At 72.3% G+C, this 24,394-nt stretch carries 15 protein-coding genes; 9 read left to right on the top strand and 6 right to left on the bottom strand.

Features of this window, described 5'->3' with window-relative positions; all coding sequences use genetic code 11:
• Window positions 1-149: 149 nt before the first annotated feature.
• Window positions 150-1,571, top strand: a complete 1,422-nt coding sequence (locus tag ACFUJ1_RS07660; protein ID WP_378643697.1) for an NAD(P)/FAD-dependent oxidoreductase — start codon at window positions 150-152, stop codon at window positions 1,569-1,571.
• Between the two features lies 1 nt (window position 1,572).
• Window positions 1,573-3,369 (top strand): FAD-dependent oxidoreductase, encoded by a 1,797-nt coding sequence (locus ACFUJ1_RS07655; protein ID WP_378643695.1) that lies wholly within the window; start codon window positions 1,573-1,575, stop codon window positions 3,367-3,369.
• A gap of 57 nt (window positions 3,370-3,426) precedes the next feature.
• Here the strand turns inward: ACFUJ1_RS07655 and ACFUJ1_RS07650 are convergent, their stop codons facing one another.
• Together ACFUJ1_RS07650 and ACFUJ1_RS07645 are read right to left on the bottom strand one after the other, a co-directional pair.
• Complete coding sequence (locus tag ACFUJ1_RS07650; protein ID WP_378643693.1) at window positions 3,427-4,692, bottom strand: cytochrome P450; 1,266 nt, start codon at window positions 4,690-4,692, stop codon at window positions 3,427-3,429.
• A gap of 335 nt (window positions 4,693-5,027) precedes the next feature.
• The gene (locus ACFUJ1_RS07645) at window positions 5,028-5,585 is read right to left on the bottom strand and encodes a TetR family transcriptional regulator (protein ID WP_378643692.1); all 558 of its coding nucleotides are present in this window, start codon (window positions 5,583-5,585) and stop codon (window positions 5,028-5,030) included.
• An 85-nt stretch (window positions 5,586-5,670) separates the two neighbouring features.
• Between ACFUJ1_RS07645 and ACFUJ1_RS07640 the strand changes: the two genes are divergently transcribed.
• Genes ACFUJ1_RS07640 through ACFUJ1_RS07630 form a run of 3 tightly spaced genes read left to right on the top strand, consistent with a single transcriptional unit; the run spans window position 5,671 to window position 9,360 of the window.
• Window positions 5,671-6,132, top strand: coding sequence for a DUF4334 domain-containing protein (locus ACFUJ1_RS07640; RefSeq protein WP_378643690.1), 462 nt, complete (start codon window positions 5,671-5,673; stop codon window positions 6,130-6,132).
• Complete coding sequence (locus tag ACFUJ1_RS07635) at window positions 6,129-7,217, top strand: NAD(P)-dependent alcohol dehydrogenase (protein WP_378643689.1); 1,089 nt, start codon at window positions 6,129-6,131, stop codon at window positions 7,215-7,217. Before ACFUJ1_RS07640 ends, ACFUJ1_RS07635 begins: the two co-directional genes overlap by 4 nt.
• A gap of 49 nt (window positions 7,218-7,266) precedes the next feature.
• Window positions 7,267-9,360 (top strand): MMPL family transporter, encoded by a 2,094-nt coding sequence (locus ACFUJ1_RS07630; protein WP_378643687.1) that lies wholly within the window; start codon window positions 7,267-7,269, stop codon window positions 9,358-9,360.
• A gap of 186 nt (window positions 9,361-9,546) precedes the next feature.
• Here the strand turns inward: ACFUJ1_RS07630 and ACFUJ1_RS07625 are convergent, their stop codons facing one another.
• Complete coding sequence (locus tag ACFUJ1_RS07625) at window positions 9,547-10,734, bottom strand: PucR family transcriptional regulator (RefSeq protein WP_378643685.1); 1,188 nt, start codon at window positions 10,732-10,734, stop codon at window positions 9,547-9,549.
• 175 nt (window positions 10,735-10,909) lie between these two features.
• Between ACFUJ1_RS07625 and ACFUJ1_RS07620 the strand changes: the two genes are divergently transcribed.
• Complete coding sequence (locus ACFUJ1_RS07620) at window positions 10,910-12,160, top strand: PucR family transcriptional regulator (protein WP_378643683.1); 1,251 nt, start codon at window positions 10,910-10,912, stop codon at window positions 12,158-12,160.
• A gap of 25 nt (window positions 12,161-12,185) precedes the next feature.
• On the opposite strand, the gene ACFUJ1_RS07615 is transcribed toward ACFUJ1_RS07620, so the two are convergent.
• Window positions 12,186-12,929, bottom strand: coding sequence for a VTT domain-containing protein (locus tag ACFUJ1_RS07615; RefSeq protein ID WP_378643787.1), 744 nt, complete (start codon window positions 12,927-12,929; stop codon window positions 12,186-12,188).
• 270 nt (window positions 12,930-13,199) lie between these two features.
• Between ACFUJ1_RS07615 and ACFUJ1_RS07610 the strand changes: the two genes are divergently transcribed.
• Window positions 13,200-14,534, top strand: coding sequence for a hemolysin family protein (locus tag ACFUJ1_RS07610; RefSeq protein ID WP_378643682.1), 1,335 nt, complete (start codon window positions 13,200-13,202; stop codon window positions 14,532-14,534).
• Window positions 14,527-15,534 carry a hemolysin family protein gene (locus tag ACFUJ1_RS07605; RefSeq protein WP_378643680.1) on the top strand — a complete coding sequence of 336 codons (1,008 nt, stop codon included), beginning with the start codon at window positions 14,527-14,529 and terminating at the stop codon, window positions 15,532-15,534. The genes ACFUJ1_RS07610 and ACFUJ1_RS07605 overlap by 8 nt, the downstream gene beginning before the upstream one ends.
• 66 nt (window positions 15,535-15,600) lie before the next feature.
• Here the strand turns inward: ACFUJ1_RS07605 and ACFUJ1_RS07600 are convergent, their stop codons facing one another.
• Window positions 15,601-16,788: a lipase family protein gene (locus tag ACFUJ1_RS07600; protein ID WP_378643678.1), complete on the bottom strand. Its 1,188-nt coding sequence runs from the start codon at window positions 16,786-16,788 to the stop codon at window positions 15,601-15,603.
• A 177-nt stretch (window positions 16,789-16,965) separates the two neighbouring features.
• Entirely contained in the window at window positions 16,966-18,393 is a 1,428-nt protein-coding gene (locus ACFUJ1_RS07595) for an amidase (protein WP_378643676.1), read from the bottom strand.
• 107 nt (window positions 18,394-18,500) lie between these two features.
• On the opposite strand from ACFUJ1_RS07595, the gene ACFUJ1_RS07590 reads away from it, so the two are divergent.
• The gene (locus tag ACFUJ1_RS07590) at window positions 18,501-24,389 is read left to right on the top strand and encodes an amino acid adenylation domain-containing protein (RefSeq protein ID WP_378643675.1); all 5,889 of its coding nucleotides are present in this window, start codon (window positions 18,501-18,503) and stop codon (window positions 24,387-24,389) included.
• Window positions 24,390-24,394 lie beyond the last annotated feature (5 nt).

Below are 24,394 nucleotides of genomic sequence, written 5' to 3'. Positions count from 1 at the left end.
TCGCGCATGGGCTCCATTCTGCCCCTCCGCGCGCCGTCGTTGACTTTTTCCCGCCTGACCCTCACCCTTATCGGACATAGTGTCCGAGACTTGGTGACCGACCCCGAAAAGGGCCGCTGACCGGGTGATCTCAGCGTCGAGGCGGTCCCATGCCTGCTCCATCCGTGACGACCATCGACCGCGCGGACGTCGTGGTCGTCGGCGCCCGCTGCGCGGGCAGCGCGGCCGCGCTGACGCTGGCGAAGGCAGGCCGCCGGGTCGTCGCCATCGATGCCGCCCGCTTCCCGTCGGACACGCTCTCCACGCACCTGCTCTGGCCCTCCGGGCTGGCCGAGATCGAGCGCCTCGGCGCGCTCGACGCCGTCGCCGCGATCGGCGCGCCGAAGCTCACGCACGCCATGGCGGCGATCGCCGGCTACAAGGTGGCGTCGCGCTTCCCCGCGGTCGGCGAGATCGACTACGCCATGTGTGTGCGCCGGACCGGGCTGGACGACGCGCTGCTGCGCACCGCCGTCGTCGCGGGGGTGGAGCTGCGCGAGCGCTGCCGGGTCACCGACCTGCTCTGGGACGGCGAGCGCTGCGCAGGCGTCCGGTACATCGACGCCGACGGCGCCGAAACCGAACTGCGCGCGACGCTGGTGATCGGGGCGGACGGCCGACGCAGCACGGTCGCCCGGCTGGCCGGCGTCGAGGAGCCGTTCGCGCGGCGGCCGAGCGGCCGCGACTGCTACTACGCCTACTGGAAGGACACCAGGGACGACTGGCGGCACATCGCCGCGCAGTGGCGCACCGGCAGCGACCTCGGCACCGCCTTCCCCTGCGACGACGGCCTGCTGCTCTGCCTGGTGCAGCCCGCCGCCACCGGCGAGCGCGCGGGGGTCGGCGCGGCGGAGGCCCGCTACGCCGCGGCCATCGAGAACATCCCGGAGCTGGTGGAGCGGCTGCACGGCTGCACGAAGGTGGGCCGGGTGCGCTCGGCGACCGACATCGCCTCCTACTTCCGCCACTCCAGCGGCCCGGGCTGGGCGCTCCCCGGCGACGCGGGGCACTTCAAGGATCCCGTGACGGCACAGGGCATCCGGGACGCGCTGCGCTACGGCAGGCTGCTCGGCGAGGCCGCCGCCCCGGTGCTCGACCACCCGCAGCGGCTGGACCGCGCGCTGCGCGACTGGGAGCAGACCCGGGTGCGCGACTGCGTCGACATCTACCAGTGGACCAACAAGCTCGCCCGCGGCGAGACCATCAGCCCGCTGGAGCACGCGCTCTACCGGGCCGCCGACACCGACCCGGCGATCTCCGAGACCGTCATCGCGATCTTCTCCCGCACCGTCGACCCCAGCTCCTTCTACACCCCGCAGCGTGCGGGAAAGCTTGCGCTGCGGGCGCTCTGGAATGCACGCGCCGACCCACTCCCGGTCCTCGCCGACATCGCGCGCACCGCGCGCGACACCGTCGCCGAGCTCGCCGAGGCCCGCGACATCCTTCGCCGGGCACACCGCCGATCGCCATCCCCGTCCCGACCCACCGAACCCGCGCTCACCCCGTCCTCGCCAGGAGACGACCATGCCTGACATGCCCGCGACAGTGCCGTCGCCGGAGCCCCGCCCCTCCACCACCGTCCCCCGCCGCGACGTGCTGCGCGGCGCGCTAGCCGCGGGCGCCGTCGTCGCCGCGGGCTCGGCCCTGGCCGGTCCCGCCCAGGCGAGCCCCGCGCTACGCAGCCCGGCGCTACACACCGGCGGCCGCTCCGTCGCGGTCTTCGGCGGCGGCATGGCTGGGCTCTCGGCCGCGCACGAACTGGTCGAGCGCGGCTACCAGGTCACCGTGTACGAACCCGCCTACCTGGGCGGCAAGGCGCGCAGCATGGGTGTGCCCGGTACCGGGCATGGCGGCCGGATGGATCTGCCCGGCGAGCACGGGTTCCGCTTCTTCCCCGGCTGCTACCAGAACGTCCCGGACACCATGGCGCGCATCCCGTTCCCCGGCAATCCGAACGGCGTGCGGGACAACCTGATCCGGGTCGAGGGCACCGTCGCCGGTTTCCGCGGCAGACCGCCGCTCTTCGCCCCGATCGAGCTCGGCTCGCTGGACCAGCTCACCCCCGAACTGCTCGCCAACACCATGATCGGCGCGTTCAGCTTCCTGCCCGAGCTGCCGCCGCACGAGCTGGCCTTCTTCGGCAAGCAGATGACGATGTGGTTCAGCTCCTGCGAGGAGCGCCGGTTCGGGCAGTGGGAGTACGTCACCTGGCAGCAGATCATGCGCGCCGACGGGAAGTCGCACGCCTACCGGGAGTACCTGGTGAGCGCGCTGACCCGGATCACTGTCGCGGCCAAGCCGCACCTGAGTTCGGCGCGCACCATCGGCACCATCGGCGAAGCGCTGGTCCTGGCCGCCACCGGTACCGTCCCGCAGTTCTCCGGCGGGGTGGACCGGATCCTGAACCGGCCCACCAACGAAGCCTGGATCGACCCGTGGGTCGCCTACCTCATGTCGCGCGGGGTGCAGTTCGTGCTCGGGCAGAAGCTGACCCGTTTGAAACTGAACAACGGGGTCATCAGCTCGGCGACGGTCGGCGGCCGGACCGTCGAGGCCGACTACTACGTCTGCGCGATCCCGGTGGACCGCATCGTCCCGCTGCTCACCGGCGACATCCTGGACGCCGACCCGCGGCTCGGCGGCATGAGTCAGCTGCTCACCGACTGGATGGTCGGCATCCAGTACTTCCTGCGCCGCACCACCGGCATGCCGGAGGGGCACATCGCCGCGCTCGGCTCGCCCTGGGCGCTCACCGCGCTGCGCCAGGCGCCTATGTGGGTCGGCGACTTCCCCACCCGCTACGGCGACGGGTCCGCCGTCGAATGCCTCTCGGTGGACATCTCGGATTGGGATTCGCCCGGCATCGTCTTCGGTCGCACCGCGAAACAGTGCTCCGCCGAGGAGATCTCGATCGAGGTGTGGGCGCAATTGAAGGAGTGGCTGAACACCAATACCGGATGGTTGCGGGACGAGGACATTCACTCCTGGCACCTCGATCCAGGTGTGAGCTGGTCCGGCGGTGTGGCCTACAACGAGACGCCGCTGCTGGTGAACACCGTCGGCTCCTACGACAACCGGCCGAATGCGTATTGCGCGATTCCGAACCTATTCTTCGGTGGTGACCACGTGCGCAGCCATATCGACCTGGCGACCATGGAGGGGGCGAACGAGTCCGGGCGGATGGTGGCGAATGCCGTCATGGACGCGGCCGATGATCCGCAGCCGCGGGCCGAGGTCTTTCCGCTGGTGGCGCTGCCCGCGTTCGAGGGGGCCAAGGCGTTGGATCGGGATCGGTATCGGGCCGGGTTGCCGCACATTCTCGATTTCTGAGGGTCTGGCGGGCAGCGGAAGGGGCTGCCCGCCAGTACTCCTGAGAGACGAGCGGGGTCAGACCAGCAAAGGGCGGCGGTCCGCGTCGGCGCTCGATGCGGGATGAGATTCAGTGGGTGCGGCCGGTCGGACCGGCAGGCTGGTCAAGCCATGGATCAGGGCGCTCTCTCGCCACGTCAGATCGCTGAAATCCCCGTCGAGCGATATCTCCGGGAACCTGGCCAGCAGTCGCGAGATCGCGGTTGTGGCCTCCACGCGGGCCAGGGTGGCGCCGAGACAGTGATGGATGCCGTGTCCGAAGGCGATGTGCCGGCTTTCGGGTCTGTCGAGGTCGATCCGGTCCGGGTCGGCGAACCGCGCCGGGTCGCGATTGGCGGCGGCGAGCGAGATCAGGATGAATTCGCCCGCGTCGATATCGGTACCGCCCAGTGTGATCGGGGCGGTGGTGTAGCGAGCCGTCGCAATGTGCAACGACCCGTGACAGCGCAGGATCTCCTCGAGATAAGCGGGTATTTCTTCGGGGTGGGTGCGCAACCGCTCGGCCGTCGCCGGATCGCGGAGTAGCTCCAGTACCGAGTTGCCGATGAGATTGACGGTGGTCTCGTGCCCGGCTATCAACAGCAGGAGCAGCATGGCGATGAGTTCGTGCTCGTCCAGGCTGTCTTCGTGGTCTTTCGCGATGATCAGTTGGGAGAGCAGGTCGTCGCGGGGGTCTTCGGTGCGTTCGGCGATCAAGTTCGTCAGGTATGTCAGGTAGCTGATCCCGGCGGCGGTGCGCTCCTCGAGCGTGGCCGAGTCGCTGACGACGACGGCGGTCCACTCACGGAACTCTTCCTTGTCGGCGTCGGGGACTCCGAGCAGTTCACAGATCACCGCGGTCGGCAACTGGAATGCGTAGCTGTCGATGAGGTCGACGGTCGTTCGCGCGCTGATGTCATCGAGCAGGGTGTCGGCGATCTCGGTGATTCGCGGCTGGAGATCGCGGATGGCGTGACCCGAGAATGCCTTGACCACGAGACGGCGCAGCCGGGTGTGCTGTGGTGGATCGGCGAACAGCATGTTGTCGCTGATGGCGGTGTTGAACAACTCGGCCGCACCGTTTTTGGCCAGCACGGCCTGTCCCTCGGGCGACCCGATGCGTTTACTGATGGTCGGCTCCGCGAAGGCCTGTTTGGCTACCTCGTGATCGACGATCAACCAGCCGAGTACACCGTTCAATCGAATTCGATGCAGGGGACCGCGCTTACGCAGCTCCCGGTAGGTCGCATGTGGATCCTGGTAGAAGTCGTCGGTCAGTTCGAGGATTTCCATCGCGCCGGTCACCACCTGCCGCCGGGTGAAAGGGCGGCCGAGCTCGAATCCATGTAATGCACAGTCCCTCAGTCCTTTCGACGAACGATCTGACTTGCGCGCGATGCCGTCCGGAACGAGTAATCGATCAGGAGTGCATCAGCGAGAGGTCGAGCAGTTTCGATCGGGTGAACCAGGAAGCCCCGTACAAGCTAGCCATGGTCGCTGTCCACTAAACCTGCAACTACGTAACGCAGTCGGGGTGCGAGAGGTGAATTGCCGTGAACGGAGCGGGACCAGCCGTCGGGGGGATGGTAGGTGCCTGGCGGTGTGGGGGTCAAGCACCCGCGGCTGCGGCTCGAGGTCGGCTACGGTGCGACCAGGCGGCGCACGGCGAGGATGACAGCCGACCGCTGACGCTCGACGGCATCGTCCGCCTTCCGCGCCTGAACCGCGTGCGTCGCGGCGGTACGGGTGAGATCCGTGAGCATGCGCAGCAGCGCGACGGGGGTGAAGTCGGCGGTGACGAGCCCGTCGCGCTGACCCCGCCGCACCTCCTCCAGCTTGGACATGGTCGCCCGCCGCAGCACCGCCTCGACCCGCGGATCCAGCGCCTCCAGATCGGCCCATGCCTGCAACCGCGCGTCGTCGGGATGCGCGACGAAGTGATCGAAGAGCCGACCTGCGTACCCGGGCAGGTCTTCAGCACGCAAAGCGGTGCTGGTCGTGGTCTCGGTCGCCCACTGCTCGGTGACGGCCGCGTACAGCTCGGTCTTCCCCGGGAAATACGCGTAGAGCCGGTCCTTGCTGGCGTGCGCGTCGGCGGCGATCCGGTTGATTCTCGCCCCCGCTACGCCGTGTCGCGCGAATTCCGCGCGTGCGGCGGTGAGGATGCGTTCCCGGGTGGCGTGGCCTGCTGCGCGCATCCCGAGATCCTATCTTGCCGAACCGTCCGGTTCGGCTCTACGCTGGTTTCCGAACCAATCGGTTCTGGAAATGGAGGATGGGCTGATGAGCGAAGCACGGTGGCATCAGTTGCGGGCGGAGAGCGGTGGGGTTGCGCCGGCCGAGCTGGACGAGCTCTGGGGGCGGCTGAAGCCCGCACGCGCGGAAGACATTCTCGGCGCGTGGAAGGGCGATGCTTTTCAGACCGGGCACCCGCTGTGCCGGGCGCTGCCGAAGAGCCGCTGGTACGGGAAGACGTTCGATGCGCTGGACGATGCGAAGCCGCTGATCTGCCGGGCCGAGGACGGGTCGCTCTTCTCCGATGTGGAGCTGGGCGGGGGCGAGGCGACGCTGTGGAACATCGAGTTCCGCGGGGAGACCACGGCGACCATGGTTTACGACGGTCGCGCGGTGTTCGATCACTTCAAGTGGCTGGACGACCGCACCCTCATGGGGATCATGAACGGTCGGCCGGAGCTGGTGCTTGCCGACGGGCAGTTCTTCTACTTCCTGCTGGAGCGGGTGTGAAGACCAGCGCGCTGCTCTCGCGCGACCCGCGCGCGCCGTTCGAGCTGGCGCAGGTGCAGGTCGATGCGCCGGTGGGGACCGAGATTCTGGTGCGGATCGTCGCGTCGGGGGTGTGCCACACCGATCTGATCTCGCGTGCGGCGGGTGCGGCCGACCGGCCGGTGCTGCTCGGCCACGAGGGGGCGGGCATTGTCGAGGCGGTCGGGGCCGCGGTGACCGATGTGCGCCCCGGAGACAGCGTCGTGCTCACCTTCCGGCACTGCGGCCGCTGCCGGAACTGCCTCGCCGACCGCCCGGCCTACTGCCGCAAGGCGACCGCGCTGAACAACTTCGGCCGCCGCGCCGACGGCGGGCCGCGGGTGACGCTGGACGGCGCACCGGTGCTGGACGGCTTCTTCGGGCAGTCGAGCCTGGCCGGGTACGCGCTGGCCACCGAGGACAACACCGTCGTTGTCGCGCCGGACACCGACCTCGCGCTGGCCGCCCCGCTCGGGTGCGGCTTCCAGACCGGCGCGGGCGCGGTGCTGAACGTGCTCACCCCCGCCCCGGGCGCGCAGCTGGTGATCTACGGCGCGGGTGCGGTCGGGATGGCCGCGCTGCTGGCGGCCCGTGCGCTGGACGACGTCGCGGTGACCGTGGTGGAGACCTCCGCCGCTCGGCGCGCGCTGGCGCTGGAGCTCGGCGCGGTGGCGGCGCTCGACCCCGCCGAGGCCGATATCCCGCCGGCGATCCGCGAGCTGACCGGTGGCGGCGCCACGCACGCGCTGGAGACCACCGGCGTCCCGGCGGTGCTCGGCGGCGCGGTGGCGGCGCTGGCGACCGGCGCGACGGTGGTCGCGGTCGGGCTCGGGCAGGGCGTGCCGCCGGTCGACCTGGGCGACCTGGTGCTGAACGGCAAGTCGATCCGCGGCTGCCTGGAGGGCGACTCGATTCCGCAGGTCTTCATTCCGCGGCTGCTGCGCTGGCAGCGCGAAGGACGTTTGCCGCTGGAGCGGCTGGTTACCACGTTCCCGTACGCCGAGATCGAGGCCGCGTTGGCGGCGCAGCGCGCGGGCGCGGTGGTCAAGCCGGTGCTCACCTGGTGACCGAGGTCGTTACGTTGCTTAACAGTTAATTTTCTGAAAGAGTGGCGACGTGCGTTTCTGGGACCGGTACGCGGCCGTGGTTTCCGCGAAGAAGTCATGGTTGCTGCTGGTGGCGCTGCTGCTGGCCGGCATCGCCGCGATCGGGCTGATCGGCTCGAACGACTCGGCGGGGCAGGCGCCGAACTCGCTGCCGGACAGTGCCGAGTCGGCGCGGGCGGCGGCCGCGCTCGACGAGTTCCCCGGGGCCGACGTCGCCGCCGCCATCGCCGTCGTGACCAGGACGGACGACGGCAGACTGACCGACGCCGACCTGGCGGCGGCGAATGCGGCGCTCGATCGCATGCGCGGCACGAGCGTGGTGCGGGCGGACGGCCCGGCGGCGCCGATCATCCCCGCCCCGGACGGTGCGGCGGCGCTCGGCCAGGTGTCGGTGGACGCCGCGCTCAACGGCTTCGCGCTCACCGACGCCGTCGCCGAGCTGCGCACGGCCGCCAAGGACGGCCTGCCCCGAGACCTGACCGTGCAGGTCACCGGCGGCCCCGCCTTCGGCGCCGATATCGCCGACTCCTTCTCCGGCGCCAATGTGACGCTGCTCGGGGTGACCGCGCTGGTGGTCGCGATCCTGCTGATCGCCACCTACCGGTCGCCGGTGCTCTGGCTGGTTCCGCTGCTCGTGGTCGGGCTGGCCGATCGGGTGGCTACCTCGGTCGGCACCGGGCTGGCCGAGCTCACCGGGCTCAGCTTCGACGGGTCGACCTCCGGCATCACCAGCGTGCTGGTCTTCGGTGCGGGCACCAACTACGCGCTGCTGCTGGTCTCCCGCTATCGAGACGAACTGCACCGGCACGCCGATCACCGGGAGGCGCTGCGCCTCGCGGTGCGTCGCGCGGGACCGGCCATCCTGGCCAGCAATGCCACCGTGGTGCTCGCGCTGCTCGTGCTGTTGCTCGCGGTGCTGCCGAACACCCGCAGCCTCGGCGCGCTCGCCGCCGCCGGGCTGGTCGTGGCGGCGGTCTTCGTGCTCGGTGCGCTTCCGCCCGCGCTCGCGCTCTGCGGGCGCAAGGTGTTCTGGCCCTTCGTGCCGCAGGTGGACGAGCGGGACAGTGCGACCGAGGGGCTTTGGCACCGGGTGGCCGCCGGGGTGGTGCGCAAGCCGGTGCTGGTCGCCGCGACCTCGCTCACCGCGCTCGTGCTCTGCGCGCTGGCGCTGCTCGGTGCGCAGGTCGGGCTCTCGCAGACCGAGCAGTTCCGGGTCAGTGCGGAGTCGGTGGACGGGTTCGACGCGCTCGCCGAGCACTTCCCCTCCGGCGCGGCCGATCCGACCACGGTGGTCGCGCGGGCCTCGGCCGGTGACGCGGTGCAGGGCGCGCTGGAAGGTGTCGACGGCGTCGACCGGGTGACCGCTGCGGGGGATTCCGACACCGGACTCCGGCGCTGGAGCGTGGTGCTGGAGGCCGCGCCCGCCTCGGACGAGGCGTTCGCGACGGTCGAGCGTTTGCGGGCCGCGGTCGCCGAGATCCCCGGCGCGGAGCCGCTGGTCGGCGGCAGTGACGCCGAGGCGCTGGATGTCAGGGATGCCGCGCAGCGCGATCAGAAGGTGGTCATTCCGCTGATCCTGGCGGTGGTCTTCCTGGTGCTGCTCGCGCTGCTGCGCGCGGTGCCCGCCGCGGTGCTGCTGGTGGCGGTGACGGTGCTCAGTGCGCTGGCCGCGCTCGGGGTCGGCAGTCTGCTCAGCATTCACGTGTTCGGGTTCCCGGCCTTCGACACCAACACGCCGCTGTTCGCGCTGCTCTTCCTGGTGGCGCTGGGCGTGGACTACACCATTTTCCTGGTGACGCGGGCGCAGGAGGAGACGCCGGAGCACGGGACCACCGACGGGATGGTGCGCGCGGTCTCCGCCACCGGTGCGGTGATCACCAGCGCGGGTGTGGTGCTCGCCGCGGTGTTCTGCGTGCTCGGGGTGCTGCCGCTGATCACCCTGACCCAGCTCGGGATCGTGGTCGGCATCGGCATTCTGCTCGACACCTTCCTGGTGCGCACGGTGGTGATCCCGGCGCTCTTCGCGATCATCGGGCCGCGCATCTGGTGGCCGAACGCGCTCGCGCGCAGCGCCGCCCCGCAGGAGCCGGTGGGCCGCGCGTAACTGCTGCGCGGCGGCGGGCAGTCGAGCGACGACGCCGAGCCGGGCGGGCAAGCTCGGCCCGGCGGACGGCTCAGCTAGGCGGACGGCTCAGCCCGGCGTACGGCTCAGCTAGGCGGACGGCTCAGCCCGGCGTACGGCTCAGCCTTTGGGCTCAGCTTGGCTGGCAGCTCAGCCGGGCAGGCGGGCTCAGCCCGGCGGGCGGCCGACCCCGTGCCAGAGCAGCAGCTCGAGCGCCACGGCTACGTGCACCGAGTTCGAGGCGAGCGGCCGGGGGAGCAGCTCGTCGGCGCGGGCGAGCCTGCGCAGCAGCGTGTTCCGGTGCGTGTAGAGCCGGGTCGCCGCCCGCGAGGCATTGCACTGCTCCTGGACGAAGGTGAGCACCGAGTCGCGCAGCTCGCGGCTCGCGTCGGCGAAGCTACCCAGCGTCTGCTGCACGAACCGCGCCGCCTGCTCGGTGTTCTCCGCGAGCAACGCGGTCAGCTGCACCGCGGCGAAATCCGCGAGCCTGCGGTCGGGGAGCCTGGCCAGCACCCGCTGGGTGGTGAGCGCGTCCCGGTGCCCGCGCCGGAACCCGTCCAGCCCGAAAGCCCGTGAGCCGACGGCGATCCGCACCCCGGGCAGCTGGTCCAGTGCGGCGCTGAGGATGGCCGGGTCCGGCACCGACGGCCCCGGCGCCCACAGCCACAGCGTGGCGGCGGAGTGCGGCACCGCGAGCACCTCCGGCGCGCCGACCGAGCGGGCGAAGGCCTCGGCGACCTCGGCGTCCGGCAGGTCGGCGCCGTCGGTCCAGGCGATGGCCGCGGTGTGGTGCCGGTCCAGCGGGTAGCCGAGGCTGCTTCCCGCGTCGGCGACGTCGGCCTGGTCGCCGTTCAGGAGCCGGGTGACGAGTTCGCGGCGCGCCGGGTCGGTGCCCTCGTCCAGCGCGGCGCGCTCGACCGACACCACCGTCATCAGCGCCTCGATGATGCCGTCGATGTAGCGGGCGATGGAGGCCGCGGTCACCTCCAGCACCTCCTGGAGTTCCTGTGGGTCCGAGGTGATCTCGAAGACGATGGCCATCCAGCGCTGCCAGGCGACGGCCTGGCCCGCCCGGTACGCCTCCAGCGCCGACTCGTTGAGCCCGAGCCGGGCGGCGCCGCGGGCGAGGTCGAGCTGCTCCCGGTCCAGCGCCACGGGGACGGGGGCGCCGGGATCGCGGATGTTCGCGGTGGTCCAGTGCAGCATGTTGGCCCGGTTCACCCGGCGCACCGCGGCCATGAGCAGGGGGTTCTCGGCGTAGGGGCGGATGCCGTCGGCGGCGAGGGTGGCGGAGTGCAGCTCCTCGAGCCAGTCCGGCTGAACGGTGAGCGCGACTTCGGCTCCCTGTCGGATCAACTCCCGCGCGCGTGCCGAAGGTTGCCGTACACCCGAGCCGACCGCCGATCCCACCGGTGCATTGTGCACCATCGAGCGCCCGATCCGGTGCGGAATCGATCTTGGCCGCCGGGGCCGGTCACGGAAGCATGAAGGGTCTTCGCGGGCGCGCGTGATCCCCGCCGGAGAGGACGGTATGACCATCGAACAGCCTGTGGCGGAGCGCGATCTGGTGGTCTCGGGCCGCCTCGCCTCCACCCACCTCGGCGATGTCCGCACCATGTCGCGGCAGGTGGTCAGGCACTTCGTCAGCACCGTCGCGACCTGCGGCACGCTGCCGGGCGAGGCGATCAGCGGCGACGTCACCGCCGTGACCAGGGTGTGCCTGGAACTCGCCGCGCGGATGCTGGACGGTGACGCCTCGCCGGAGAAGTCCGAGCGGCTGCGCACCGCCGCCGCCGAGTGGGCGCGCGAGGGCATCCCGATCGACACCATCCACCACGCGGTGCACGAGGGGCTCAAGATGGCCTTCGACCGGATCAGCGCCAATGCCACCGTCCGCGACTACCAGTCCATGGTGGACATCGCGCGCCGCTTCCTGGAGATCGTGGACAGCATCACCTCCACCGTGGCGCTGGCCTACGTGCGGGAGCTGCGCGGCGTGGTGAACGAGCACCACACGGCGGTGCACACCCTCACCTCCGCGCTGCTCGGCGGGCACAGCTCCTCGACCATGGCGCGCGAGTGCGGGATCGCGGTGGCGGACTCGTACCACGTGCTCGCGCTCGCCGTCCCGCCGCACCGGGACGAGTCGGACCCGGCGCTGGACCGCGCCGTCGTGGCCCGCCGCAAGCTCCGCCGGGTGCAGGCCGAGCTGGCCCGCAGCTGCGGCGACCACGCGCTGGCGCTGCTCAGCGTGGACGGCGGCACCGTGCTCATCCCCGAGGAGCACTTCGACCCGGAGCGCGCCGACGAGTTCGTCGAGCGGCTCTCGGCCGCGGCCCAGGTGCCGATCCGGGCCACGCTGGTGCACAGCGACACCGACGACATCCCGGCCTCCGCCGACCGGGCGCACGAGCTGCTCGACATCGTGCAGCGCCTCGACCTGGTCGGCGGGCTCTACCGCTTCGAGGACCTGGCGCTGGAGTACCAGCTCACCCGCCCCGGCCCGGCGCGGGCCAGCCTCGGCGCCGTGCTCGACCCGCTGGACGACAGCCCCGAGCTGCTGGAGACGCTGCGCGTGCACATCAGCAACAACCTGAACCGGCAGCGCACCGCGCGAGTGCTCTACGTGCACGCCAACACCATCGACCACCGCTTCAAACGCATCGGCCAGCTCACCGGCTTCGATCCGGGACAGGTGAAGGGCCTCTGGTATCTGCGGTCGGCGCTGGTGGCGCGGAGCTACCGGACGGGGGCGGGCGGCGAACCGGCCCGCACCCGCTGAACCTGAGCGCTCAGGGACGCTGCGCTCAGGGGCGCTGCTGCCCGGTCTCGATCGGCAGCACCGCCGTCGCCTCCGGGTCGACGCCCGCGGGCTCCTCGTCCTCGCCGCGGCCGCGGAAGCGCTTGACCATCTCCCAGAGGATCGGCAGCACCGAGAGGAACACGATCAGCAGGAAGATCAGGTCGACGTTGTCGCGGATGACCTCGATCTGCCCGAGCAGGTAGCCGAGCATCGTCACCCCGGAGCCCCAGAGCACGCCGCCGACCACGTTGTAGGTCAGGAAGATCGGGTAGTTCATCTTCGCGGCGCCCGCCACCAGCGGCGCGAAGGTGCGCACGATGGGGACGAAGCGGGCGAGCACGATGGTGATCGGGCCGTGCTTCTCGAAGAACAGCGTCGCCTCGACGATGTACTTCTTCTTGAAGATCTTGGCGTCGTCGCTCTTGAAGAGCTTCATGCCGCCGCCGCGGCCGATCGAGTAGCCGACCTGGTCGCCGAGGACGGCGGCCACCGGGATCAGGATCAGCAGCAGCCAGAGCGGCGCGAACGGCTCGATGTCGGCGGACTTGCCCGCGACGATCAGCCCCGCGGTGAAGAGCAGCGAGTCGCCCGGCAGCAGAGGGAACAGCAGGCCGGACTCGATGAAGACCACGACCAGCAGCCCGATCAGCATCCAGGTGCCGAACGAGTTGAGCAGGTTCACCGGGTCGAGGAAGCCGGGCAGCAGCGCCAGGTTCGTCACATCGGAGGCCAGAACGGTTTCGGGGATCGAAAGCACGAGGCCACCGTACCGAATACCGGGACGATCGATCCGCCCCGATCGGACTCCGGGTTTGCCACGGGGGTGCTGCGGGCATGCCCCGGAACACCCCGAACGGCGTCGGGCACCGGAGTGACTGGGCGATATGCCCTATTCTGGTGCTGTTGCCGCAGGGCGACACCCCCAGCGAATCCTCCAGCGAAAGCAGGTCATGAAGCGCCGTACGCGCCGTCGAAAACCCGAACCGCCCCGATCCGGGCCTGAACCCGGAGCACTCCGATGCTGACCGTCGCGACCATCGCGCTCGGCATCGTGGTCGTGCTGGCCATCACCGCACTGACCGGCTACTTCGTCGCCCAGGAATTCGCCTACATGGCCGTGGATCGCTCCCGGCTGACGGCGCGGGCGGCAGGCGGGGACGCGAGCGCGGAGCGCGCGCTCACCGTCACCCGCCGCACCTCCTTCATGCTCTCCGGCGCCCAGCTCGGCATCACCGTCACCGGCCTGCTGGTCGGCTATGTCGCGGAGCCCCTGATCGGCCGCGGCATCGGCGATCTGTTCGGCGGGGCCGCGATCGCGGTCGGCGTCGGCGCGGTCGCCGCGGTGGCCTTCTCCACCGTCGTGCAGATGGTGTTCGGCGAGCTCTTCCCGAAGAACCTGGCCATCGCGAAGCCGGAGCCGGTGGCCCGCGCGCTCGCGCTCTCCACCACCTGGTACCTGCGGCTCTTCGGCTGGCTCATCACGCTCTTCGACGCCGCCTCCAACCTGCTGCTCCGGCTGCTCCGGATCGAGCCGGTGCACGATGTCGAGCACTCGGCCACCACCCGCGACCTGGCGCACATCGTCGCCGAATCGCGGGATGCGGGCGAGCTGCCGAAGCGGCTCTCGGTGCTGCTTGACCGGATGCTCGACTTCCCGACCCGCACCGCCGAGCACGCCATGGTGCCGAGGCCACGGGTGGACACGGTGAACGCCGACGACCCGGTGCTCGAGGTGCGCGCGCTGATGGGCCGCGGGCACACCAGGTACCCGGTGATCGGGCAGACCAGTGACGACCTGATCGGCATCGTGCACCTGCCGGACCTGCTGGCCGACACCGTCGCGGGCACCGCGGGGGAGGCCGCGCGGCCCGCCGTCGTTGTCCCGGAGACGCTGCCGCTCACCGAGGTGCTGGACCGGCTGGTCGACGCGGGCGAGCAGATGGCGCTGGTGGTGGACGAGTACGGCGGCTTCGCCGGGCTCGTCACCGTCGAGGACATGGCCGAGGAGCTGGTCGGCGAGCTGTCCGACGAGCACGACCCCGCGATCGACCCGGCCACCGTGCGCCGGGTGGACGGCGGCTGGCAGCTGCCCGGCGACATCCACCTGGACGAGGCCGAGCGGGTGCTGGAGCGGCCGCTGCCCGCGGGCGACTACGAGACGCTGGCCGGGCTGGTGATCACCGCGCACGGCGGGCTGCCCGAGGTCGGCGAGACCGTCGAGGTGCCGCTGCCCGCCGAGCACGACCCGCTGCACCCCGACCCCGAGCGGGCGCTGCTCCGGGCCGAGGTGATCGCCATCGGCAAGCACGTGCCGTCGGCGCTGTTCGTGAAGGTGGTGGCTTCCGATGGCTGACCCGCTGATCGTCGCACTGGTCACGACGGTGCTGATCGCGTCGAGCGCCTTCTTCGTCGCGGTGGAGTTCGCGCTGATCGCCGCGCGGCGCAACCGGCTGGAGGACGCCGCGGCCACCAGCAGGGCAGCTCGTGCCGCGCTGCGCAGCGCCACCGAGCTGTCGGTGCTGCTGGCGGGCTCGCAGCTCGGCATCACGGTCTGCACGCTCGCGCTCGGCGCCATCACCAAGCCGGCGGTGCACCACTGGATCACGCCGGGGCTGGAGTCGATCGGCGCGCCGTCCGGGCTCGCCGACGCGGGCGGGTTCGTGCTGGCGCTGTTCGTCGTCACCTTCCTGCACCTGGTGATCGGCGAGATGGCGCCGAAGTCCTGGGCCATCGCGCACCCGGAGCGGTCGGCGATCCTGCTGGCGATTCCGATGCGCGGCTTCATGTGGTTCACCCGGCCGCTGATCGTGGCGCTGAACCGGCTGGCCAACCGCTGCCTGCGGCTGGTCGGGGTGCAGCCGGTGGACGAGGTCGCGGCGCGGCAGGATCCGGAGACGCTGCGGCACCTGGTCGAGCACTCGGCGACGGTCGGCGCGCTCGACCAGCACGACCACCGCAGGCTGGCCGCCGCGCTGGAGCTGGAGGACCGGACCGTCGGCGAGATGGTCGACGACGCGGCCGAGCCGAGCTCGGTGCCCGCGGACGCCGATCCGGCGCGGATGCGGGACCGGGCCCGCGCCGCCGGGCACCTGCGGCTGCTGGTGACCGAGAACGGCGCGATCATCGGCGTCGTGCACGCCAGGGACACGCTCTGTGCCCCGGAGGGCGCCCGCGCCCGCGACCTGATGCGGCCGGTGCCGGTGCTCACCGCGCAGACCCCGGCCTATCAGGTGCTGCAGACGCTGCAGGACTCGCGCAACCACCTCGCCCTGGTCTACCGGGACGAGCGGCTGCTCGGCGTGATCACGCTGACCGACATCCTGCGCGCGCTCATGCCGACACGGGCGGCCTGAGCGACAAAGGAGCGGGCCGGGGTCGTTTCGAACCCGGCCCGCTGCCGTTCCTCGTGTTCCCGTCGATCAGCAGGTGACCGGCGCGGCCTCACCGTTGAAGCGCGATTCGACGTAGCTCCACGCCTCGCCGAAGCCCGCCACCGCGGTGGTCATGTGCTCGGCGATGTCGTACGGCGCGAACTTGAGCGGGGTGCCCGCGGCACACCAGCGGTTCGCCGTCCGCTCCAGCGGCTCGAAGGCGGTGAGCTGGTCGTACCGGCCCTGCCAGAGCATGATCGGCGCGGTCGGGGTGCCCGGGTAGTCGACCAGGCTGTTCTCGTGCAGCACCGCGCGCGCCTCCGGCGAGTCCATCAGCGCCTTGCTGGCGGCCATCTGGTCCGCGCTCCGGTAGGCGCCGTGGAAGAGCAGGAAGCGGCGGCAGGCGTCGTGCGTGAACTCGCGGAACCACAGGCCGTTCGGGTTCAGCTGGTCGCTGATCGGCAACCGGTTCGGGTACTCGCGCTCCAGCCCCATGGCGGCGGCGAAGGCGAGGCCGAAGCCGATGTGCGGCTCGAAGCCGAGCGAGAGCGCCATCTGCTCCAGGTCGGCGGGGACACCGCCCGCGGCGACCGCGGTCAGCTCCAGGTCGGGGGCGTAGGTGGGCTGCATGGCGGCGGCCCACGCGGTGGCCATGCCGCCGCCGGAGTACCCGGCCAGCGCGACCTTGGAGTCGCCGAGCCCCAGCTCGGTGGCCTGCTTGGCGGCGCGCACGCTGTCCAGCGTCATCCGGCCGCCGAGCTGCGCGGCGCCGTAGGCGACGTGCGGGCCGAGGTAGTCCGGCATGCTGATCGCCCAGCCCTTGCCGATCGGCAGCATGGCGCCGGGGGCATCCTGCAGTTCACCGTTGAAGAGCGAGCGGGATGGGTTGCACTGGGTGCCGAGGGAGTTGATCAGCGCCTGGTAGGAGACGAGCGGCGGGTTCTTCACACCGATCGGGAGCAGCACCGTCGTCATGCCGAGGATCGGCTCCTCCGACGAGTTGCTGGAGCGGAACGCGACCTGGTGGATGTCGGTCCCGACGTACATGCCGGAGTCGACCTTCCTGGTGCGCACCACATCGCCGGGGGCGTAGTCGGCCAGGTTCGCGGGCGCGGTGAAGAACGGATCGGGATCCGGGGTCGGGAGCAGCGGCTGCGCCTGTAGGGGCGCCGCGATCGAACCAACCGAGAACAGGCTCAGCAGGACGATCAGAATTCTGGTTCGAACTCTGGGCACGGTCTTCCTTCGATCTGCGGATGAAGCACGGTGAACGGGCGCACAGTATCGAACTTCGAGAATGATCTTCCACTCGCGGAAACGATGGCGGGAAGGTTCACAAACACGGTCGTTCGTGTTTTGTGTGTCTCACACCGGTTACCCAGGTCGGCGCCGGTCGAGTGCGGTCATCCGCCGTCAGATGCCAGGTGCGGTGATCCTCGGGAACGGTAGTTCGGCCTCGACCAGGTAGGCCAGCTGCAGCAGCACCCGCTCGGCGCCGCGCACCCCGGCGAACTGCACGCCGAGCGGGACACCCGCGGGCGCCAATCCGGCCGGAACCGAGATCGCCGGGGTGCCGGTGATGTTGTTCAGCGGGGTGAAACCGACGTAGACCCGCAGCCGGTCGAGCAGCTCGTCGAAGGGGACGGCGGGGGCGAGGTGCCCGAGCGGCGGGGTGGTATGCCCGAGCGTCGGCACCAGCACCGCGTCGTAGCCGCCCATCTCGGCCTCGTAGGTGCGGTAGGCGCGGGAGAGGGCGCGCAATGCGCCGGGGGTGCGCCACACCTCGCGGTAGAACTTGCGCCGCAGCCCCAGGGTCAGCCCGTCCAACTTGGACCGGTCGAAGTGCCGGTCGGCCAGCTTCCCGGTATCCGAGACCACCGCCGCGAGCATCGCCCAGTAGTGCAGGAACGCCGTCTCGATGGCCTTGACGAAGGGCAGCGCGATCTCCTCGACGTGGTGGCCGTTCGCGCCCAGCAGCTCGGCGACCCGGCGCACCGACTCCCGCACGGCCGGGTCGGCGACCGGCCCGGCCGCCGATTCCAGCAGCACCCCGACCCGCAGCGGCCGGTCCGGCGGGCCATCGACCGAGCCGATCGGCGGCAGTCCACGGGTCGGGTGCCGCCGCTCGATGGCGGCGGTGAAGGCGGCGGTGTCCCGCACGGTCCTGGTGAGGACTCCCTCGCTCACGATGTTCAGCGGAAGCAGCCGGGCCAGCCGGGAGTCGGCGTGCCTGCCCCGGCTCGGCTTGAGCCCGACCAGCCCGGTGCTCGCCGCCGGGATCCGGATCGAGCCGCCGCCGTCGTTGCCGTGCGCGAAGGGGACCACGCCCGCCGCCACCAGCGCGGCGGCGCCGCCGGAGGAGCCGCCGGCGGAGCGGTCGGGGTTCCACGGATTGCGGGTCGGCCTGCCGTACGCCGGCTCGGTGCTGGCATTGAAGCCGAACTCGGGGAGCGCGCTCTTGCCGAGCACCACGGCACCGGTGCTCAGGAACTCGCGGACGTAGGCGTCGGTGCCGCGCGCGGGCGCGGCGGTGACGGCCGCTGTCCCGTGGTTGCTCGGCATGCCTGTAATGTCGGAATTGTCCTTCACGAAGGTGGGGACTCCGGCGAAGACGCCGTCCGCCCGCACCGGGAACACCGGATCGGCGAAGCTCCCGTAGGCCACCGCCGCCAGCTCCGCGACCGCCTCCGCCCGGCGCGCGGCCGCCGCGGCCAGTTCGCCCGGCGATCGCTCGCCGCGGCGCACCAGCTCGGCGAGCGCGAGGGCGTCGTGGTCGCCGAGCGCGTCGTCGGTGAAGGCGTGGATGCGGGCGGTGGCGGGGGTGCGAGCGTCGGTGGTCACCCGACCGAATCTAGAAGACGACGAGCGCCGGGGGTGAGAATCGGGTTTCCCACGCCGGGTCAGGAAAGGCTACCCTTTCCCGCGTTGTTCGACAGATCGAGGAAAGCATGAGTACCCACCCGCAAGCGACGTTGCCGCTGACATCGGCGCAGCGCGAGGTGTGGTTCGCCCAGCAGCTGCTCGGCGACGTCCCCCTCACGATCACCCAGTACGTGGATGTGCACGGCCGGCTCGACCGCGCGGCGTACGCGCTCGCGGCCCGGCACACGGCCCGTGAATACGGCTCCTACCTGCGCTTCGGCCGCGATGCCGACGGCACGCCCTGGCAGCGGCTCGACTACGACCAGTACGACGAGGTCGACTTCCACGACTTCGGCGCCGCCGCCGACCCGTTCGCCGCCGCGCTCGCCTGGATGCGCGCCGACCAGCGCCGCCCGATCGACATCACGGCCGACGAGGCCTCCTGGTCGTCCATCCTGCGGCTCGGCCCGGAGCGGCACCTGGTCTACACCCGGGTGCACCACCTGGTGCTGGACGGCTTCGGCGCGATGACCGTCGCGCGCAGGCACGCCGAGCTCTACGGGCGGCTGGTCGCGGGGGAGACGCTGCCCGAGCCCGAGCCCGGCTCGCCGCGGGCATTGCTCGATGCCGACCGGACGTACCGTGAGTCCTCGCGGTTCCGTACGGACCGGGAATATTGGACCGAACACGCCAGGGGTTTGCCCGATCCGGTCAGTTTGTCGAATCGGCCCGGCGAGCTCGCGCCCTGGTCGGTGATCGTCGGCGCCGACCTGGATCCGGCGCGGGTCGCGGCGCTGGAGTCGGCGGGTGGTGACGCGGGTTCGGCGGCGGTGCTGATCGGCGCCTTCGCCGGGTACCTGGGCCGGAGCAGCGGCACGCCGGAGGTCTCGCTGAGCCTGCCGGTGACCGGGCGCACCAACGCGGTGCTGCGCCGGGCGGCCGGGCTGGTCAGCAATGTGGTGCCGCTGCGCATCGCGGTGCCGGACGCGGCGGCCGTCGCCGATCTGGTGGCGGCGACCCGCGCCGAGGTCGGCGGGGCGCTGCGGCATCAGCGGTACCGCGGTGAGGACATCGAGCGGGATCGCGGCGGTGTCGGCGCCGGCTTCGGGCCCGCGGTCAACATCATGAACTTCCACTCCACCGTGGAGCTCGGCCCCGCCCGCGGGACGCTGCACCTGCTCACCACCGGGCCGGTGCCGGATCTCACGCTGAACATCTACCCCGGCTCGGCGGCCGGGCTGCGGGTGGAGTTCGAAGGCAACCCGAACCGCTACACCGAGCCGGAGCTCGCCGCGCACCACGCCCGCTTCCTGCGGCTGCTCGCGCACCTCACCGACGACCCGGCCGCGACGCTCGGTGCCTTCGACCCGCTCGACCCGGCCGAGCGGCGCGCGCTGGTGCCGTGGCGCGGGCCGGAGCCGGTGCTGGCGCGGCCGCTCGCCGAGATCATCGCGGCGGCGGTGCGGCGGGCGCCGGAGCACACCGCCGTCGTGCACGAGGAGCGGCGCTGGAGCTACCTGGAGTTCGACGCGCGGACCGATCGGCTGGCCCGCGAGCTGATCGCGGCCGGGGTCGGGCCGGAGACCAGGGTGGTGACGCTGCTCGAGCGCTCGGCGGAGTCGGTGGCGGCGGTGTGGGCGGTCACCAAGGCGGGTGGCGCCTTCGTCCCGGTGGATCCGGGGTACCCGGAGGAGCGGATCGCCTACGTCCTGGCGGACAGCGCCGCCGCGCTCGCGCTCACGACCGCGGAGTACGCGGACCGGTTGCCCGCCGAGATGCCGCGCCTCCTGCTGGATGACGCGCTCGCCGGTTCCGGTTCGATCGGACGGCGGCCGATCACCGATGCCGAGCGCATCGTCCCGCTCCGCCCGGAGCACCCGGCCTACCTCATCTACACGTCCGGCTCGACCGGCCGCCCCAAGGGCGTCGTGGTCACGCACGGCGGCCTGGCCAACCTGGCCGCGGAGCGGCACGACCGCTACGCGCTGCGCCCCGGCGCGATCACCCTGCACCACGCCTCGCCCGGCTTCGACATGGCCGTCGGCGAGCAGCTCTGCGCCCTGGCAGGCGGCGCCACCCTGGTCATCGCCTCCCGCTTCACCGTGGCAGGCCCGGATCTGGCCGCGCTGCTGCGCCGCGAGCGGGTCAGCAACGCGATCATCACCCCGGCCGTGCTGGCCACCCTCGACCCCGCCGAGCTGCCGGAGCTGAAGGTGCTCGGCGTCGGCGGCGAGGCCATCCGCGCCGACCTGGTGAACGCCTGGGCGCCGGGCCGCGCCATGCGCAACGGCTACGGCCCCACCGAGGCGACCGACATCGCCACCATCGGCGAGCTGGTCGCCGGCCGCCCGGTGACGATCGGCGCCCCGCTGCGCGGCTTCCACGCCCTCGTCCTCGACGCCGCGCTGCGCCCGGTGCCGCCCGGCGTGCTCGGCGAGCTGTACATCGGCGGCCCGGCGCTGGCCCGCGGCTACCACGGCCGCCCCGCGCTCACCGCGGGCCGCTTCGTCGCCGACCCGTACGGCCCGCCCGGCGGCAGGCTCTACCGCACCGGCGACCTGGTCACCGTCACCGATATCGACGGCGAGCCCGCGCTCGACTACCGCGGCCGCAGCGACTTCCAGATCAAGGTGCGCGGGCACCGGATCGAGCCGGGCGAGGTGGAGACCGCGCTCACCGCACTGCCCGGCATCGCCCGCGCCGCCGTCACCGCGCACACCGACCCGCGCACCGGCACCCACCTGGTCGCCTACCTCGTCCCCGCCGACGGCGAGCGGATCGAGCTCGCCGCGGTGCGCGCCGAGCTGGGCCGCGCGCTCCCCGCCTACCTGCGCCCGGCCGCCTACGAGATCCTGGACACCCTGCCGCTCACCGCCAACGGCAAGCTCGACACCAGGCGGCTGCCCGCCCCGACCTTCGGCCGCACCGAGTTCCGCGCGCCCGCCGGCCCGGCCGAGCAGCGGGTGGCCGAGGTCTTCGCCGAGGTATTCGAGACCGAGGGCCGGATCGGCGCGGACGACGACTTCTTCGCGCTCGGCGGCACCTCGCTCTCCGCCACCCGCGTCGCCGCCCGGCTGCGGGTGCCGGTCCGCGCGGTCTTCGACACCCCGACCGTGGCCGGGCTCGCTCCGCTGCTCGGCACCGACTCCGGCGGTCCGGAGCCGGTGGCGGGCGAGCGCCCCGACGTGATCCCGCCCGCCCCGGCCCAGCTCCGGCTCTGGCTGCTGAACCAGCTGCTCCCGGACTCGGCGGCCTACCACCTCCCGGTCGCGGTCCGGCTGGACGGCCCGCTGGCGCCGCCCGCGCTGCACGCGGCGGTGCGCGCGGTGCTGGACAGGCACGAGGTGCTGCGCACGGTCTACCCCGAGTCCGGCTCGGGGGCCAGGCAGCAGGTGCTGCCGGTCTCCGCCGTGCTGGCCGGGCTCGACCTCGAACCCCGGCCACCGGCAGGCGAGCTCGGGGACGAGCTGCACGCGCTGGCGTCGGAGCCGTTCGATGTCGCGGTGGACCCGCCGGTCCGGCTGCGGCTGTTCCGGCTCGGCCACGAGCAACACGTGCTCGCGCTCGTCGCGCACCACATCGCGGCCGACGGCTGGTCGCTCGGCCCGCTGGTCGCCGACCTGACCGCCGCCTACGCCGCGGCGCACGCCAGTGGCGCGGCCGAGCTGCCCGCGCTGCCGCTGCAGTACGCCGACTACACGCTCTGGCAGCTGGCGCGGCTCGGCGACCAGGCCGACCCGGACTCCCGCGCGGCGAAGCAGCTCGACTACTGGCGCACGGTGCTGACCGACGTCCCGGACAGCCTGCCGCTGCCGACCCGGGTGGCCGAGGAGCGCGCGGGCGACGGCGACTCGGTGGAGATCCCGCTCGACGTCCCCGCGGGCGGCATCGCCGACGGCACCCCGTTCATGATCGCCTTCGCCGCCTACGCGGTGCTGCTGCACCGGCTCTCCGGCAAGGACGACCTGGTGATCGGCACGCCGGTGGCGGGCCGCGGCCACCCGGCGCTGGACGCCCTGGTCGGGATGTTCGTCAACACCGTCCCGCTGCGCACCAGGATCGACCCGGAGGCCACCTTCGGCGAGCTGGTCACCGCCGTCCGCGGCACCGCGCTGGACGCCTTCGAGCAGGCCGACGTGCCCTTCGACCGGATCGTGCAGGCCGTGCGGGCACCTCGGCTGGACGGCGGGCACCCGCTGCTGCGCACCGTCTTCTCCTACGAGAACCTGCCCGCCCCGCCGCCGCTCACCCTGGCCGGGCTGCGGGTCGAGGTGCTGGAGGTGCCGCAGCCGACGGCGCAGTTCGACCTCACCCTCACCGTCAGGGAGAACCCGCCGCGCGCGGTCTTCCGGTTCGACACCGCGGTCTTCGACCGGGACAGCGTGGAGGGGTTCGCCGAGGGGTACCGCGCGGTGCTGGCCGCCGCCCTCGTCGACCCGGCCGCCCCGGTCGGCGTGCTGGCCGCGGCGGGCGGCGAGGCGGTCGCCGACCCGGCGGCCGCGCACGCCGCGCACGCCGCCCGCGCGGCCCGCGAGATCGCCCCGATGACCGCGCGCGAGCAGGCCATCGCCGCGGTCTTCGCCGAGGTGCTCGACCTGGAGGATGTCGGCCCCGAGGACGACTTCTTCGAGCTCGGCGGCACCTCGCTGCTGGTCTTCACGCTGCGCACCGCGCTGGCCGACCGGCTCGGGCTGCGGGTGGAGCCGCGCGCGCTCTTCGCCAGGGCCACCGTGCGGGCGCTGGCCGCGGCGAGCGAGGCCGACGACCCGGCCGCCTTCGCCGCCCGGCTCGCCGAGGACGCGGCGCTCGCCGACGACATCGAGGTCGGCGGGCTGGAACCGGCGGATCCCGCCGGGCCGCTGCTGCTCACCGGCGGCACCGGCTTCCTCGGCAGCCACCTGCTGCGCGAGCTGCTCGACCACACCGACCGCCCGATCTACTGCCTGGTCCGGGCCGCCGACCCGGCGGACGGGCTGCGCAGGCTGCGCCGGGCGCTCGAGCACTACGAGCTGGCCACCGCCGACCTGGAGGCCCGGGTCACCGCGCTTCCCGGCGACCTGGCCCGGCCGCGGCTCGGGCTGGACGAGCCGGTCTTCGCGGACCTGGCCGCGCGGCTCTCCGCGATCGTGCACAACGGTGCGCTCGTCAACCACCTGGCGACCTACGAGCAACTGCGCACCGCGAACGTCGGCGGCACCCGCGAGCTGCTGCGGCTGGCGAGCACCGCGCGGATGGTGCCGGTGCATCTGGTGAGCACCCTTGACGCGGTGCTCGGCGCGGACCGCAGCGGAGTGGTCACCGAGCGGAGCGTGCTGGCCGCGGACGAGGTGAACCGGCACGGGTACGTGGCGAGCAAGTGGGTGGCCGAGCAGCTGGTCCGGCGCGCGGGGGAGCGCGGCCTCCCGGTCGCGGTATACCGGCCCGGGCTGGTCGGCGCCTCCGCCCGCACCGGGCTGATCGCGGCCGACGACTCGCTCTGGACCATGGTCAGGGCCGCCGCGCTGCTCGGCATCGCACCCGCGGTGCCGCCGGAGGCCGCTGTGTCGCTGGCGCCGGTGGACTACGTGGCGCGCGCACTCGCCGCGCTGGTCACCGGCGGTATCCCGGCGGGGGAGCGGTACCACCTGGTGAACACCGCGCCCACTCCGGTCCAGGAGATCCTGCACGGCCTGGAGCGGCTCGGGTACGCGCTGCGCACCGTCACGCCGGACGAGGCGCAGCAGGTGCTCGCGGCGCGGCTGGCCGCGGGCGGCGCGCCCGGTGACGATCTGGCGCGGGCGGCGCTGCTGGTCGGCAACTACGCCGACCTGAACTCCGGGGTCGGCGACCTGGTGCTCGACGACACCGCCACCCGGCGCGCGCTGGCGGGCACCGGCATCACCTGCCCGGCGGTGGACGCCGCGGTGATCGACCGGTGCCTGCTCCGATTCCGCGAGGCGGGGCTGCTGCCGCAGCCCAGCTCGACCGTCGGCTGACCGGG

This window comes from Nocardia sp. NPDC057227 (genome assembly GCF_042669725.1).
GTDB classification, from domain to species: Bacteria; Actinomycetota; Actinomycetes; order Mycobacteriales; family Mycobacteriaceae; genus Nocardia; species Nocardia asteroides_A.
Note: the sequence above shows the minus strand (reverse complement) of the source record. Positions and strands in the feature narration are given on the sequence as shown.

Coding starts and splice junctions, on each gene's coding strand:
- ACFUJ1_RS07660 (WP_378643697.1), top strand. CDS start 150: ATGCCTGCTCCATCCGTGACGACCATCGACCGCGCGGACGTCGTGGTC.
- ACFUJ1_RS07620 (WP_378643683.1), top strand. CDS start 10,910: ATGACCATCGAACAGCCTGTGGCGGAGCGCGATCTGGTGGTCTCGGGC.
- ACFUJ1_RS07610 (WP_378643682.1), top strand. CDS start 13,200: ATGCTGACCGTCGCGACCATCGCGCTCGGCATCGTGGTCGTGCTGGCC.
- ACFUJ1_RS07590 (WP_378643675.1), top strand. CDS start 18,501: ATGAGTACCCACCCGCAAGCGACGTTGCCGCTGACATCGGCGCAGCGC.
- ACFUJ1_RS07645 (WP_378643692.1), bottom strand. CDS start 5,585: ATGCGCGCAGCAGGCCACGCCACCCGGGAACGCATCCTCACCGCCGCA.
- ACFUJ1_RS07605 (WP_378643680.1), top strand. CDS start 14,527: ATGGCTGACCCGCTGATCGTCGCACTGGTCACGACGGTGCTGATCGCG.
- ACFUJ1_RS07640 (WP_378643690.1), top strand. CDS start 5,671: ATGAGCGAAGCACGGTGGCATCAGTTGCGGGCGGAGAGCGGTGGGGTT.
- ACFUJ1_RS07655 (WP_378643695.1), top strand. CDS start 1,573: ATGCCCGCGACAGTGCCGTCGCCGGAGCCCCGCCCCTCCACCACCGTC.